Origin of the sequence: Sulfitobacter sp. R18_1 (genome assembly GCF_017743915.1) — a bacterium.
Lineage (GTDB): Bacteria > Pseudomonadota > Alphaproteobacteria > Rhodobacterales > Rhodobacteraceae > Sulfitobacter > Sulfitobacter faviae.
In genome coordinates this window covers 63149-77477 of record NZ_JAGHRG010000004.1, presented here as the reverse complement: position 1 = coordinate 77477, position 14329 = coordinate 63149, and the positions used below count along the sequence as shown (strand labels likewise).

Here is a 14329-nt window from a genome sequence, read left to right as displayed (position 1 = left end):
AAGGCAAGGGCGGACGTCGCGATAGGGCGCGAATGCGGCGCGCGTTGCAGGCGTTTGGCTCGCTCGCTGCCGGAGACACCTGCCGCCACGATCAGCCCTGCGCCTTCGGTATATGCCCGACACTGGCGAGGAAATCGTTCAGCGTTTCGGCGTATTCCTGCGGTTGCTCGACACAGGGCAGATGGCCCGCGCGGCGGATCAGTTTGAATTTCGAGGCAGGGATCAGGTCCATCAACTCGCGCACCAGATCGGGCGGGGTGGAGCCGTCTTCCGAACCTGCGATGCCAAGCGCGGGCAGGCGCAGGCCGGAGGTCGGGGTCATGAAATCACTGTGCGAAATCGCCGCCGAACAGCCCGCATAGCCCGCGTCGGGCTGCCGCGTCAGCATGTTGCGCCAGAGCGCCAGTTCCGGCGTGGCGCGGAACCCGGTCGAGAACCAACGCTCCATCACCGCATCGGCAAGGCTTTCGATGCCGCCCTGTTCCACCGCCGCGATCCGCGCATCCCAGATGTCGCGGTTGCCGATCTTGGTGGCGGTGTTGCTCAGCACCAGCGCGCGGATCATGTCGAGCCGTTTCACCGCAAGGCCTTGCGCGATCATCCCACCGATCGACAGGCCCACGAAGACGCAGTCGCGCACCTGAAGGTGGTCGAGCAGCCGCTCGGTGTCGGTGATGAGCGAACCCATAGAATAGGGCGCGGGCGGGCAGGACGACAGGCCATGGCCGCGTTTGTCGAAGCGGATGATGCGCAGACCGGACGCGAGCAGCGGCAGGATCGGGTCCCACAGGCGCATGTCGGTGCCGAGCGAATTGGCGAAGACCACGGGCGCGCCCTCCTCGGGGCCGTCGACACGATAGTGCATTTGCACCTCGCCGGTGTCGAAAATCTGCATGGGGGTCTCCTGTGAGCGGCGTTGAGGGTGCAGCATATCGTGCGAACGCGGGAGGTCAAAGTGTAGGGCTTCAGCTAAGGACCGCCCGGCCGTAGGCCGGGCAGCGCCGACCCGCCCCCCTGGGGCGGCGCTTTCAGCACCACCCCGCGGGTCGGCGCTGCCCTAATCGTTACCCCAGCGTCTGCAGCGCGCGGGCGAACATATCCGCATCAACGTTCCCGCCGGACATGGTGACAATCACATCATCACCCTCGATCTCTTCGCTACGGAATAGCGCTGCGGCAAGCGCCACGGCACCGCCCGGCTCGGCCACAACCTTCAACCGGTTGAACGCATGACCCATCGCCTGCAATGCCTCCTCATCACTCACCACCAGTCCCGGCCCTACAAGCCGCTGCATGATCGGAAAGGTCAGCTCCCCCGGCGCAGGCGTGACGATGGCATCGCAGATCGAGCCGAGCGCCTTCGCATTCCGCTCGATCTGGCCGGAAACCAACGAGCGGGCGGCATCGTCAAAGCCTTCCGGTTCCGCCGGGCGCACGCGGAACCCCGGCGCCTCGGCCTCCAGCGCCAGCGCGATGCCGGAGGTCAGGCCACCGCCGCCGCAGCAGACGATCACCTGGGCCTCTTCGATCCCGGCCTCGGCGGCCTGCTGGGCGATTTCCAGCCCTGTGGTGCCTTGGCCGGCGATCACCTGCGGCTCGTCATAGGGTTTGATCAGCGTGAGCCCGCGTTCCTCAGCCAAGGCCGCACCGATCTCCTCCCGGCTCTCATTCGCGCGGTCATAGAGTACCACCTCGGCGTCATAGGCGCGGGTGTTGGCGATCTTCAGGCGCGGGCTGTCCTCGGGCATGACGATCACGGCAGGCGCGCCGTGCATCTTGGCTGCCAGCGCCACGCCTTGGGCATGGTTGCCGCTGGAATAGGCGATCACCCCCTTGGCGCGCTGCGCGCTCGGCAGGGCCGACAGGGCCGACCACGCGCCGCGAAACTTGAAGCTGCCAGTATGCTGCAAACACTCGGGTTTGACCCAGACCCGGCGGCCCGCGATCTCGTCCAAAAACGGGGAGTTCAAGAGCGGCGTGCGCCGCACATGGCCCTTGGCGCGGTCGCCGGCGGCGCGGATCATGTCGATGTTCATTTGATTTGTCCTATCCATTCGTGCAGCGCGGCGAGCGCTTGGGGTTCGTCGAGAAAGGGCACATGGCCGCGGTCCGGCACTTCGGCCGCGATCATATCGGGGCGGCGGGCCTGCATCTGCATCAGCGTCTCGCGGCTAAACAAGGTGGAATTGGCCCCGCGGATCGTGACCAGCGGCAACCCTTGCAGCGCATCGAAGAACGGCCAAAGGTCAACAGCCTGCTGACCTGCGGCGGCCACGGCATCGCGCAGATGCGGATCATAGGTGATTTTCAGCCCATCGTCGGTCGCCCTGTAGTGACGCTTGACCTCCTCAAGCCAGCGGCTCTCGGGCACGCCCTGAAACTCGGGGAAGGCGCGGGCCATGGCGGCGGCGGCTTCTTCATAGGTTTTGGCGGCGGGGTTGCGACCGAGATAGCCCATGATGAATTCAACGCCCTTGGGGTCAAGCTCGGGGCCCACGTCATTCAGCGCCACGCCCAAAAGGTGATCATGGGCGATCATCGCCAGCGCCATGGCATTCAGCCCGCCACGCGAGGTGCCGATGAGGGCGACCTGTTCCAGCCCCAGATGCGCGAGCAATTCCAACACGTCGCGGCATTCCACCGAGAGCGTGTAGTTCCGCCAATTCGCGTCGAAATCCGAGCGGCCCCGCCCGCGGTAGTCCATGCGGATCAGCCGGTGATTAGCCAAATGCGGGGCGAGGTAGTCGAAATCCGCGCCGGTGCGGGTGAGACCGGCAAGGCAGAGGATCGGCAGGCCGCGGCCCTCATCCGTGTAATGCAGCGACAGCCCGTCGGAGGTGGTGAAACGCGGCATTACAGCCCCGCCAATGCGGGAATGCCGCTCAGCTCGCGCAGCTGATGCGCGGGTTTCCACGGCAGCCGGTCCACCGGATCGCCGCCCCGGTTTACCCATGCGGTGGTGAACCCATAGCCCGTCGCCGCCGCCGCGTCCCAGCCGTTGGAGGACACGAACAGCACCTCGTCCTTGGCACAGCCGAAGTGTTCTCCGACAAGGTCATAGACCGACGCATGCGGTTTGAAGACGCCGACGCTTTCGACCGAAAGCGAGACATCCAACAGATCACCGATTCCCGCCGATTGCACCGCCCCGTCCAGCATCGCAGGGGCGCCGTTGGACAGGATCGCAGTGTTCAGGCCCCCGTCTTTCAGCGCGCGCAGCATGGCGGGCACCTCGTCATAGGCGCGAAGCTCCCAGTAAAGCGCCAGCAGGCGCGCGCGCAGGGCAGGGTCATCGGCGAGGTTCATCTTCTCGAGCGTCCAATCCAGCCCCTCTTGGGTGACTTGCCAGAAATCATCATGCGCCCCGGTCACGGCTCTTAGCCATGAATACTGCAACTGCTTGAGACGCCAGTGTTCTGCCAGTTCCGGCCAAGTCTCGGCGATGGCGGCGAAAGCGGGTTCGGCTGCGGCCTCACGGGCGGCGGCGGCCACGTCGAAGAGGGTTCCATAGGCGTCGAAAACGCAGGTCGTGATGGGCATCTGACAGGCTCTCCCTTTCCGTGTCGCGGCAGAGTGGCATGCAGGCGCGGCGGCGAAAAGGGGCGAATTCCGCGATCGACCCGGACGGGGGGTTTACTCTCGGGGTCACAATCTTCATGCTGTCGCGGAATTTGGAGCACCCGCGCAGATACGCGGCCTCCTTCCTTTTTCCCCCTACAAATTGGAGACACCCGATGGCTGAGGTCAAATCCGGCGACACAGTACAGATTCACTATACCGGCACGTTGAAAGACGGCACCACATTCGACAGTTCCGAGGGCCGCGACCCGCTTGAGTTCGTCGTGGGTTCGGGCCAAATCATCCCCGGTCTCGACAGCGCGCTGCCCGGCATGACCGAGGGCGACAAGAAGGTCGTTCAAGTGCCCAGCGACGAAGCCTACGGCCCCGTGAACCCCGAGATGCGTCAGGCCGTGCCGCGCGAAGGCATCCCGGCGGACATCCCGCTTGATCCCGGCACGCAGCTGCAGATGCAGACGCCCGAAGGTCAGGCCCTGCCGGTGACCGTGGTTGAGGTTGACGAGACCACCGTCACGCTCGACGCCAACCACCCGCTGGCGGGCAAGGACCTGCAGTTCGACATCGAACTGGTCAAGATCGCTCCGGCGGCCTGATATTGGTGGCCGGGGGGCTTCCCCCCGGCATGCCCCAAAGACGTCTCCGGCGTCTTTTCCCCTCGCACGCCCGCGCATTGGCGCTTATGCAGGGGCCATGGATACCCCAGATACATTCGAGATTTTCCTTGTCTGCCCGCCCGGGCTTGAGGATTTGCTCTGCGCCGAAGCGCAGGAAAAAGGTTTTGCCGGGGCTGAGGCCCAGCCCGGCGGCGTGACCGTTCAGGGCGGCTGGCCCGAGGTCTGGCGCGCCAATCTGGAGCTGCGCGGTGCCGCACGGGTGCTGGCGCGGATCGGCGGTTTCATGGCCTTCCATCTGGCGCAGTTAGATAAACGCTGCCGCAAGTTCCCCTTCGGCGACGTGCTGCGGGCCGATGTGCCGGTGAAGGTGCAGGTGACAACCAAGGCGTCGAAGATCTATCACGCCGGGGCGGCAGCCCAACGGGTCGAGACGGCACTGCGCGAGAGCCATGGCATCACTGTCGATGCCGAGGCGGCTCTGGTGCTGAAGGTCCGCATCCACGACAATCAGGTGACCTTCAGCCTTGATACCTCCGGCGAGGCGCTGCACAAGCGTGGCCACAAGGAGGCCGTGGGCAAGGCGCCAATGCGCGAGAACATGGCGGCACTGATGCTGCGGTCCTGCGGCTATGCGCCGGGCGAGCCGGTGGTCGACCCGATGTGCGGCTCGGGCACGTTCCTGATCGAGGCCGCCGAGATCGCGGCGGGGTTGAAGCCCGGGCGCTCGCGGCGCTTCGCCTTCGAGGATCTGGCGAGTTTCGATGCCGGGGCGTGGAACGCGATGCGCGCTGCGGGGGAGGTGGCCGAGCCTGCTGTGCGGTTCCACGGCTCTGACCGGGACGCGGGCGCGGTGCGCATGAGCACGGCCAATGCCGACCGGGCCGGGGTGGGGGCGTGGTGTCAATTCACCTGCCACGGGGCAGGGGAGGTGCAGCCGCCCGAAGGCCCGCCCGGGCTGGTGATCGTGAACCCGCCCTACGGCGGGCGGATTGGCAACAAAAAGCTGCTTTATCCGCTCTATGGAACGCTGGGCGAGACGCTGAGGGCGCGGTTCCGTGGCTGGCGTGTCGGGCTGGTGACCTCGGAGCCGCCGCTTGCGAAGGCGACCGGTTTGCCGTGGAAGGGGCAGGGGCCGGCGATTGCCCATGGCGGGATGAAGGTGTGGCTCTGGCAGACAGAGGCGTTGCGGTAGAGGCTGCCACTCGGCCCGGAATCAAGCCGCAGGCGCCGGGCCATCGCCTGCCCGCCCGGACGGGTAGGCGATTTGGTGAGGCTGGACGCGACTTGGCGAAGTCACGTCACGGCTGAACCATAAAGTGGCAAGGTCCAGCCGTTGGCTCGCCCACCCGCGGGCAGGCGATGGCCCTCGTGCTTCGTTACAGATGCTCCGCCTGCGGCATCCCCAGCACGTGGAAGCCGCCATCCACACGGATGATCTCGCCGGTCGTGCAGGCGCCTGCGTCGGATGCCAGATAGACCGCCGTGCCGCCCACAGCCTCGAGCGTCGCGTTGGACCGCAGCGGCGCATTCTGGTCCGTGTGCTTGTAGGTCTTGCGCGCGCCGCCGATGGCAGCCCCCGCCAGCGTCTTCATCGGACCCGGCGAGATCGCATTCACCCGGATGCCTTCCGGCCCCAGATCATTCGCCAGATAACGCGTCGCACTCTCCAGCGCCGCCTTGGCTACGCCCATCACGTTGTAATTCGGCGTCACTCGGTTCGAGCCCATGTAGGTCAGCGTCATCAGCGTGCCGCCGTTGTCCTTCATCAGCGGATGCGCCCGGCGCGCCACGTCGATGAAGGAATAGGCCGAGATATCCATGGAGTTTTTGAAGTTCGCCCGGCTGGTGTTCAAAAACCGCCCCGTCAACTCGGATTTGTCCGAAAAGGCAATGGCATGCACGACGAAGTCGATCGTCGGCCAACGCGCGCCCAACTCCTCGAAGGCGCGGTCGAGCGAGGCATCGTCGGTCACGTCCACATCGACCATGAAGTCGGAACCGACGCTCTGCGCCAGCGGCTCCAGCCGCTTGCCAAAGGCTTCGCCCTGATAGGTAAAGGCCAGTTCCGCCCCGGCCTCGGCCATCGCCTTGGCGATGCCCCAGGCGATGGAGCGTTCATTGGCCACGCCCATGATGAGGCCGCGTTTTCCTGCAAGCAATCCAGACATGCCCAGCCCTCAGCCTTGGTATTTCGACAGGATCATCGACCCGTTGGTGCCGCCGAACCCGAAGGAGTTCGTCATCACCGAGTCGAGGCCCGCGTTGTCGACCCGCTCCAACGCGATTTCGGAGGGATCAAGCGCCGGGTCGAGGTTTTGCACGTTGATCGACTTGGCGATGAAATCGTTGTCGAGCATCAGCAGCGAGAAGATCGCCTCCAGCGCGCCGGCAGCGCCCTGCGCGTGGCCGGTCATCGACTTCGTCGAGCTGACGGGCGGGGTGTTGCCTTGCCCAAAGACACGGCGCACCGCTTCGATCTCGCCCACATCGCCGACGGGGGTCGAGGTGCCATGGGCGTTGATGTAGCCTACCTTGCGGCCCTCGGGCAGGGTCTCCAGCGCCAGACGCATGGCGCGCTCGCCGCCCTCGCCCGAAGGCGCGACCATGTCATGCCCGTCGCTGGTGGCGGCATAGCCGGTCACCTCGGCGTAGATTTTTGCACCGCGCGCCAGCGCGTGGTCGAGGTCTTCCAGCACCAGCATGCCGCCGCCGCCGGAGATCACGAAACCGTCGCGGTCCGCGTCGAAGGCGCGGCTCGCCGTCTCGGGCGCGTCGTTGTATTTGGAGGACATCGCGCCCATGGCGTCGAAGAGGCAGCTCAGCGTCCAGTCCAACTCCTCGCCGCCGCCGGCGAACATCACGTCCTGCTTGCCCAGCATGATTTGCTCGGCCGCGTTGCCGATGCAATGCAGCGAGGTGGAGCAGGCGGAAGTGATCGAATAGTTGATGCCCTTGATCTTAAAGGCGGTCGAAAGGTTCGCGCTGACGGTCGAAGACATGCACTTGGGCACGGCAAAGGGCCCGATGCGCTTGGTGGCGCCGGTGTCTTTCACGATGTTATGCGCGGCGAACATGGCCGAAGTCGACGGCCCGCCGGAGCCTGCCACCAGACCGGTGCGCGGATTGCTGATCTGCGCCTCGTCGAGACCCGCATCCTTGATCGCCTGATCCATGGCGACATAGGCATAGCCCGCGCCCGGCCCCATGAAACGCAAGGTGCGCTTGTCGATGTGATCGGCCAGATTGATCTTCAGCGTGCCGGCGACGCGGCTGCGGAACCCGTGTTCGGCCATCTCCGGGCTGGCTTCGATCCCGGAGGTGCCGTTTTTCAGTGCTTCGAGCACTTCTTCGGCGTTGTTTCCGATGGATGAGACAATCCCCAACCCTGTGACGACGACGCGGCGCATGCGCAGCACTCCTTTGTTTTGGCAGCCCCGGTGTATGCCAGCACGCCCATACGGCGCAAGCGGTTTGCCGATCCTCTGCGCGCGAAGGGCGCGGTCAAGGTTCTGTGATGGAACGGTGCAGTGGCAGGCGGTGTTGGCTTCACGAGACATAAAGGAGATTAGAATGCCAAAGATTAATACGGTAAATCCCGCCACCGAAGAGGTGCTCGACACCTATGACGTGATGTCCGAAACCGAAGCGACCCAAGCGGTCGAGGCAACGCATGAGGCGTTCAAGGAGTGGCGCAAGCTGACCCATGCCGAACGCGCGCCCTATCTGAAAAAGATTGCCGAGAAGCTGCGCGAAAATAAGGAAAGCCTGTCGGAACTGATGACCAGCGAGGTCGGCAAGCTCTACAAAGACGGGCTGACCGAGGTCGAACTCTGCGCGCAGATCTTTGAATATACCGCTGAGAACGGCCCCGACATGCTGCAGGATGAAGAGCGCAAACACGCCGGCGGCAAGAAGCGCGGTGTGGTGACCTATCAGCCCATCGGCGTGATCTATCAGATCCAGCCGTGGAACTTCCCCCTCTACCAGCCTGTGCGCGTGCTGGCCGCGAACCTGATGACCGGCAACGGCTGCGTCCTGAAACATGCGGAAATCTGCACCGGCAGCGGCTTGCGTTTGAAAGAGATCTGCGAAGAAGCGGGCCTGCCCAAAGACCTGTTCAACGTTATCATCATCGACCACGATACCTCCGACAAGCTGATCGGCCATAAGCTGGTACGCGGCGTGACCATGACCGGCTCTGACAGCGCGGGCAGCCATATCGGGTCGGAGGCCGCGAAACATCTCAAGAAATCCGTGCTCGAATTGGGCTCGAACGACGCCTACCTCGTGCTCGACGACGCCGATATTGAAACGGCGGTGAAATTCTCGACCATGGGGCGGCTTTATAACAACGGCCAGACCTGCGTCTCGGCCAAGCGTTTCATCGTGACCGAGAAGAATTACGACGCTTTCGTCAGCGCCTATGTCGATGCGATGAAGGCGATACCGATGGGTGATCCGATGGACGAGGATACGAAACTCGGGCCGCTGTCGAGCCAAGAACAGTTCGAATCCGTACGCGATCAGGTGAACGAAAGCGTCGAGAAGGGGGCCAAGGTGCTCTGCGGTGGCGAAGTGCCCGACCGCACGGGTGCCTATTATCCCGCGACCGTTCTGGCCGAGGTCAAGCCGGGCATGCCAGCCTATGACGATGAAATCTTTGGACCCGTCGCCTCGGTCATCCGGGCGAAGGATGACGGAGACGCGATGCGCATTGCCAATGACAGCCGCTATGGTCTGGGCGGCGGCATCTTCTGCACGGATGAAGAGTACGCCCTGCGCCTTGCGCGGGATGAGTTCGACACCGGCATGGTGCGGATCAACAACTTTGGCGCCGCCGATCCGAATATGCCCTTCGGCGGGGTGAAGAATTCCGGCTACGGGCGCGAACACGGCGGCTTTGGCATGAAAGAGTTCGTCAACGCCAAGTCGATTTTCCTGCCGTCGTAACCGGCAAAGGGCGGGCGGCGCGAAATGCCGCTCGCCCGTATCAAACTAAATTCCGAGAGGTTCCACATGACCATGAAAGTACTTGTCGCCGGTGCGACCGGCAAAACCGGGCGTCTGCTCGTCAGTGAATTGAAAGACCGCGGGGCCGAGCCCATCGCACTGGTGCGCGACAGCTCCGATACCTCTGTCCTGCCCGAGGGCACCGAAGAGCGGAAAGGCGATCTGACCAACCTGCAAACGGGTGTGTGCGACGGTGTCGACGCCGTTGTTTTTGCCGCCGGATCAGGCGGCAGCACGGGGCCGGAGATGACTGAGAAGGTCGACCGCGAAGGCGCGCAGCGTCTGGTCGATCTGGCCCGCGAGGCCGAGGTCGACCGCTTCGTGATGCTGAGTTCGGTGGGCGCCGATAATCCGCCTGAGGATCATGAGATGACCCATTACCTCAAGGCGAAACAGGCGGCGGATGAACATCTGCAAGCCTCCGGCCTGACCCATTCGATCCTACGGCCCGTGGCGCTGACCGATGACCCCAAGACCAATGCGGTCAATCTGGGCGAGGGTGTCGATCAGCAGGGCGAGGCGCATCGTGCCGATGTGGCAGCCGTATTGGCCGAGGCCGCTGTGACCGGGCGCCATGACGGTAAGGTGCAGGAAATGCAGACGCTTTGAGCGACAATGCAAAAGGGGGCCGCGTGGCCCCCTTTTAATATCCGTAAAGTCGCAGCGCTTCAGCTCTCGCTAAGGGCGACTTTCATGTCTTTCACTTGATAGATCACCTCGCCATCGGCTTCGACGATGCCGTCAGCCACGCCCATTGTCAGGCGGCGGGTTTGGATCGCCTTGGTGAAATCAATCTTATAGGTGAGCATCTTGCGGTCCGGACGCACCATGCCGGTGAGCTTCACCTCGCCTACGCCAAGCGCATAGCCGCGCCCCTGCCAGCCACGCCAGCCGAGGTTGAAGCCCGTGAGCTGCCACAGACCGTCAAGGCCAAGGCAGCCGGGCATGATCGGATTGCCGGGGAAATGGCATTCAAAGAACCACAGGTCCGGGGTGATATCGAACTCGGCGGTGATATGGCCCTTGCCATGGGCGCCGCCATCGGCCGAGACATCGGTAATCCGGTCCATCATGAGCATCGGCGGGGCGGGAAGCTGTGCGTTGCCGGGGCCAAAAAGTTCACCGCGGGCGCATTTCAGCAGATCTTCCTTGTCGAAACTCGTGGGGTAGTCGGCCATCCTGCGGCTCTCCTGCTGCTCTGTTATAACATCCGGCCCCGTTTAGCACTCCGCCGCCGCGTGCCGCAAGGGCGCGGCAGGGACGCTGCGACGATTGGTGCAAGGTTTTCAATTGAAAACCGGGGATTTCCTCCTTTATATGACCCTGAAAGGCAGGGAACTGATGTCCGCAGAGGTACAAGAGGTCGGAACGCGCTGGTTGGCTCAGGCCGGGCTGCGCCCCACGCGCCAACGTGTCACGCTGGCGAGCCTTCTGGTGGGCGATGGGCAAGACCGCCACGTCACTGCCGAAAGCCTGTTTGATGCGGCCAAGGGGCAGGGCGAAGCCGTGTCGCTCGCCACGGTCTATAACACGCTGCGGGCGTTCTGCGATGCCGGGCTGTTGCAGGAGGTGACCGTGGATGGATCGAAAAGCTATTTCGACACCAACACCCACGATCACCCACATTTCTTTTGGGAAGACGACAGCAAGCTGACCGATGCACCCTCGGAAGAGTTGGTGATCTCGCAGCTTCCTGACGCGCCCGACGGGGCCGAGATTGCCTCGGTCGATGTGGTGATCCGGCTGCGCCGGAAGACCTGAACCGGCGGGGCACGCCCCGCCGCCTGCGTGATCAGCCGCGTTTTCGCAACACTAGGAAGGTCATCATGCCCATGGGCGGCAGGGCGCGTTCGTCTTCGACCTCCAGCGCGTCTTGTTGCAGCACGGTTTCCATCTCGAAATCAGAATGCCAGCCGAGCGTATTCGCAAAGGGGGCCGAGACTTTTTCCAGAAAGCCCAGCACCCCCGTGGTGCGCATGAAATGGTTGGCGATGACCACCTGACCACCGGGTTTCAGCACGCGGGCGATTTCCTCCATCACGCGCTCGGGCTCGGGCACCACGGAGAGCACATGCATCGCGGCAACCGTGTCGAAACTGGCATCGGGGAAGTCGAGGTCGCGCGCGTCCATCTGGCGCAGGTCAGCTACATGTTGCAGCCTTTCACGGGTGACGCGCTGGCGGGCCTTGGCGAGCATCTCGTCGCTGAAATCAATGCCTGTGACGGAGAGGTTCGGCGCGTAGTGGGGCAGGGACAGGCCGGTGCCGACACCCACTTCGAGGACAGAGCCGCTGCCCTTGTTGATATGGGCCACGACATGGCGGCGACCGCCACTGGTCAGCGCGCCGAAGGTCTTGTCGTAGATCGGTGCCCAACGGGCATAGGATGTCTCGACCGCCTTGATGTCCATTTCAATTCCTTTTGGTTAAACTCGTTTTCCGTGCTCTCAAAAGCCCCCAGATCACCATGCCGATATAGGCCAAGCAGAGCACGACGAGCGTGGTCCAAGCGTAGGTGGCCAAGGCAGCGGCGAAAATTGCCACGCCCACCAGCAGGTATTTCACATGGCGTCGGGAGACTTTGGTGGTTTTGAAAGACCATGTGGGGATGCGGCTGATCATCAGAAAACCGATCAGCACCATATGCAGGCAGATCATCCAATCCGGCAGAATGGGCCGGTTGTGAAAGGCAAAGGACAGGGTCATCGGCAAGAGCACCAGCAGCGCGCCCGCGGGCGAGGGGATGCCGGTGAAGAAGGAGCCGGATTCGCCCACCGCATCGCCGTTCTTGGCCTTGGCCGCTTCGGCCTTGTCGTTGACGTTGAACCGCGCCAGCCGCACCACGCAGCAGACCGCGTAGACGAGCACGGAAATCCAAGCCGCGCTGCGCATGTCTTGCAGCGCCCAGAAATAGAGGATCAGCGGCGGGGCCACGCCGAAGTTCAAAAAATCGGCCAGCGAGTCCAATTCCGCCCCCATCGGGCTGGAAGACCGCAAGAGCCGCGCCAGCCGCCCGTCCAACCCATCCAGCACGCAGGCCAAAAGGATCAGTTGCACCGCCAGCACGTAGTTGCCCTGCACCCCAAAGCGGATCGCCGAAAGCCCTGCGCAAATCGCGGTGATCGTCAGCGCATTGGGCAGAAGCTGGATCAGCGCAAGGTCCGCGCCGGTCTTTTCAGAAGGGGGGCGCATGGGGTTTTTCCTAAAGCGGGGCGGTCTCTATGACCGGCTGTTTCAACTCGGCCAGCACGGTTTCCCCGGCGACCATGGTCTGCCCGATACGCACCATCGGGTCGACGCCTTCGGGCAAGTAAACATCTAGCCGAGAGCCGAAGCGGATCAAGCCGAAGCGTTCGCCGGTCTCAAGCCCGTCGCCGGATTTCACGAAGCAGACGATGCGCCGCGCCACGAGGCCCGCGATCTGCACCACGGCGATGTCGCGCCCGTCGTCCATGCGGATGCACAGGCTGTTGCGCTCATTGTCGGCGCTGGCCTTGTCGAGCGAGGCGTTGAAGAACTTGCCCGGCCGGTAGGCGACGGCCTGCACCTTGCCCGCGACGGGGGCGCGGTTGATGTGGCAGTTAAAGACGCTCATGAAGACGCTGACGCGGGTCAGCGGCACATCCGGCATCCCCAGCTCGGCGGGCGGCACCGCAGGCTCGATGAGTGAGACGATGCCGTCGGCAGGGCTGACGATCAGGTCGGGCCGGTCGGGGGTCACACGCTCGGGGTCGCGGAAGAAGTAGTAGCACCAGATCGTCAGGCCCACGCCGATCCAGCCGAGGACTTCTTCGATGGCGAAGAGCACCAGCGTGACAGCGGCGAAGATCGCCACGAATTTGATGCCCTCGCGGTGCATCGGTTTGATGAATGTGTCGAGCAAGTTGACGGCCATCGGACCCTCCCGTTCAGGCTGTCTTCCGTCATAGGTGCATAGCGGGTGAGTGCAAGGAGGTTTTGGACGGGCGCGGGTTTTGGGCGGTTGCGGGCTGAACGGTGAGGGTAGCGGATACCGGCGGCGTCTTGTCCATGCGTCGAAAAGGTTAGCCACCATGCGCTGAGGGTGTCGCCCTCCCTGGTGGGCGATGAGCGGTCGCGTGGTGTGGGGCGGTCATTCTGGACCCTGACGGGGCCGTATGCCGAAACGTTGCAAGATCGCCCTCCGGGGGGAGGGAGGGCGATGCCCGGTGTGCCACCGGGCGGGTCAGTTAAAAGGGGGGAGCCAGTCAAAACCACTGCCCCGGCTCCATCAAACCCAGATCCATCAACTGCCGGGAATGCCACTCGAACGGCTCGGAATTATGCCACTGGAATGTGGGGATGTCATAGCGGCTGCCGGGATTGCGCTTCAGCGCCTTGGCCGTGCGGAACGAGCAGATCGCCGACGTGACGTTGTGATGCCACTCGCAAGCGTAGGTGTTGTATTCCTCGTCGTTGAACGTGTGGTCGCCGCGCAGCTTCAGCCCCGGTTTGGCGCGAAACAGCGGAATACGGTCGATCTTGCGGCTGTGCGGCGGCACATGCTCCTCGAACCGCCAGCGCAGCCCGCCAAAGAAATCAAGCTGCCGTTCCTTGGGATGCCCCTGCCGGGCCGCATCCTTGCGCGCCAGCGCGTAATAGCCCGAGCGGTCCAAATGCGCCTGCTCGAGTGAAACGGCATTGGGGTGTTGCTTCAGGTCTAGCGCATAGAGGTCCACCACATAGGCCAGCATGGCTTCGCGCCGCTCTTCGCTATGAAAGGCCAGCAATTCCTTGACGTTGCGTGTCTCGCTGAAGGGGTGGAACAGGTATTCGGCGTTGTAGCAGTAATAAAGCCATTGCCCCGGCACCGCCGCGATCATGTGGTTCACGGCCCGCTCCAACGCGGCTTCGGCGGTGGTGTCATAGTCCACCCGCAGCACGCTTTCCTCTAGGTCGCGGGGCAGGTCGAAACCGGGGGGCATCAGCGCTACGACGCTGTCGAACCCCGCCTGCTGGTGGTGGCGCAGGGTGGTGTCGACCTCAACCTCATCCTCGACCAAGATCATGGCGATGGGGCCTGTGTTCAGCGCCGTGCGGCCCTCTTTGATAAGCTGGTCGAGATCGCGATACCGCATAGGCCCCCGCTGGAATTTGCCGCCGGTAAAG

General features: G+C 63.7%; 16 protein-coding genes. 5 read left to right on the top strand and 11 right to left on the bottom strand.

Features of this window, described 5'->3' with window-relative positions; all coding sequences use genetic code 11:
• Positions 1–91 precede the first annotated feature (91 nt).
• From pcaD to J7392_RS09690, 4 genes are all read right to left on the bottom strand, one after another.
• Entirely contained in the window at positions 92–895 is an 804-nt protein-coding gene (pcaD, locus tag J7392_RS09705; RefSeq protein WP_209217368.1) for a 3-oxoadipate enol-lactonase, read from the bottom strand.
• Between the two features lie 169 nt (positions 896–1064).
• Complete coding sequence (locus tag J7392_RS09700; RefSeq protein ID WP_209217367.1) at positions 1065–2036, bottom strand: threonine/serine dehydratase; 972 nt, start codon at positions 2034–2036, stop codon at positions 1065–1067.
• The gene (locus tag J7392_RS09695; protein WP_209217366.1) at positions 2033–2854 is read right to left on the bottom strand and encodes an alpha/beta hydrolase; all 822 of its coding nucleotides are present in this window, start codon (positions 2852–2854) and stop codon (positions 2033–2035) included. The genes J7392_RS09700 and J7392_RS09695 overlap by 4 nt, the downstream gene beginning before the upstream one ends.
• Positions 2854–3540 (bottom strand): haloacid dehalogenase type II, encoded by a 687-nt coding sequence (locus tag J7392_RS09690; RefSeq protein ID WP_209217365.1) that lies wholly within the window; start codon positions 3538–3540, stop codon positions 2854–2856. The genes J7392_RS09695 and J7392_RS09690 overlap by 1 nt, the downstream gene beginning before the upstream one ends.
• 194 nt (positions 3541–3734) lie before the next feature.
• Between J7392_RS09690 and J7392_RS09685 the strand changes: the two genes are divergently transcribed.
• Positions 3735–4172 carry a peptidylprolyl isomerase gene (locus J7392_RS09685; RefSeq protein ID WP_209217364.1) on the top strand — a complete coding sequence of 146 codons (438 nt, stop codon included), beginning with the start codon at positions 3735–3737 and terminating at the stop codon, positions 4170–4172.
• A 97-nt stretch (positions 4173–4269) separates the two neighbouring features.
• Complete coding sequence (locus tag J7392_RS09680) at positions 4270–5385, top strand: class I SAM-dependent RNA methyltransferase (RefSeq protein ID WP_209217363.1); 1116 nt, start codon at positions 4270–4272, stop codon at positions 5383–5385.
• A 184-nt stretch (positions 5386–5569) separates the two neighbouring features.
• Here J7392_RS09680 and J7392_RS09675 read toward each other — a convergent pair whose 3' ends face one another.
• Complete coding sequence (locus tag J7392_RS09675) at positions 5570–6361, bottom strand: enoyl-ACP reductase (protein ID WP_209217362.1); 792 nt, start codon at positions 6359–6361, stop codon at positions 5570–5572.
• A gap of 9 nt (positions 6362–6370) precedes the next feature.
• The gene (fabB, locus tag J7392_RS09670; RefSeq protein ID WP_067261394.1) at positions 6371–7600 is read right to left on the bottom strand and encodes a beta-ketoacyl-ACP synthase I; all 1230 of its coding nucleotides are present in this window, start codon (positions 7598–7600) and stop codon (positions 6371–6373) included.
• A gap of 163 nt (positions 7601–7763) precedes the next feature.
• Between fabB and J7392_RS09665 the strand changes: the two genes are divergently transcribed.
• Positions 7764–9143, top strand: a complete 1380-nt coding sequence (locus J7392_RS09665; protein WP_209217361.1) for an NAD-dependent succinate-semialdehyde dehydrogenase — start codon at positions 7764–7766, stop codon at positions 9141–9143.
• A gap of 66 nt (positions 9144–9209) precedes the next feature.
• A complete protein-coding gene (locus J7392_RS09660) occupies positions 9210–9812 on the top strand; it encodes an SDR family oxidoreductase (protein WP_247744530.1) in 603 nt (200 codons plus the stop codon).
• 59 nt (positions 9813–9871) lie between these two features.
• On the opposite strand, the gene fabA is transcribed toward J7392_RS09660, so the two are convergent.
• The gene (fabA, locus tag J7392_RS09655) at positions 9872–10381 is read right to left on the bottom strand and encodes a bifunctional 3-hydroxydecanoyl-ACP dehydratase/trans-2-decenoyl-ACP isomerase (protein ID WP_067261401.1); all 510 of its coding nucleotides are present in this window, start codon (positions 10379–10381) and stop codon (positions 9872–9874) included.
• A gap of 163 nt (positions 10382–10544) precedes the next feature.
• Between fabA and irrA the strand changes: the two genes are divergently transcribed.
• Positions 10545–10964, top strand: a complete 420-nt coding sequence (gene irrA, locus J7392_RS09650; RefSeq protein ID WP_209217360.1) for an iron response transcriptional regulator IrrA — start codon at positions 10545–10547, stop codon at positions 10962–10964.
• A 31-nt stretch (positions 10965–10995) separates the two neighbouring features.
• Here the strand turns inward: irrA and J7392_RS09645 are convergent, their stop codons facing one another.
• The 4 genes from J7392_RS09645 to J7392_RS09630 form a co-directional block, all read right to left on the bottom strand.
• On the bottom strand, positions 10996–11613 hold the full coding sequence (locus J7392_RS09645; RefSeq protein ID WP_209217359.1) for a class I SAM-dependent methyltransferase: 618 nt from the start codon (positions 11611–11613) through the stop codon (positions 10996–10998).
• Between the two features lies 1 nt (position 11614).
• A complete protein-coding gene (pssA, locus tag J7392_RS09640; protein WP_067261404.1) occupies positions 11615–12394 on the bottom strand; it encodes a CDP-diacylglycerol--serine O-phosphatidyltransferase in 780 nt (259 codons plus the stop codon).
• A gap of 10 nt (positions 12395–12404) precedes the next feature.
• The gene (locus J7392_RS09635; protein WP_209217358.1) at positions 12405–13097 is read right to left on the bottom strand and encodes a phosphatidylserine decarboxylase; all 693 of its coding nucleotides are present in this window, start codon (positions 13095–13097) and stop codon (positions 12405–12407) included.
• Between the two features lie 331 nt (positions 13098–13428).
• Positions 13429–14298: a hypothetical protein gene (locus J7392_RS09630; protein WP_209217357.1), complete on the bottom strand. Its 870-nt coding sequence runs from the start codon at positions 14296–14298 to the stop codon at positions 13429–13431.
• Between the last annotated feature and the right edge of the window lie 31 nt (positions 14299–14329).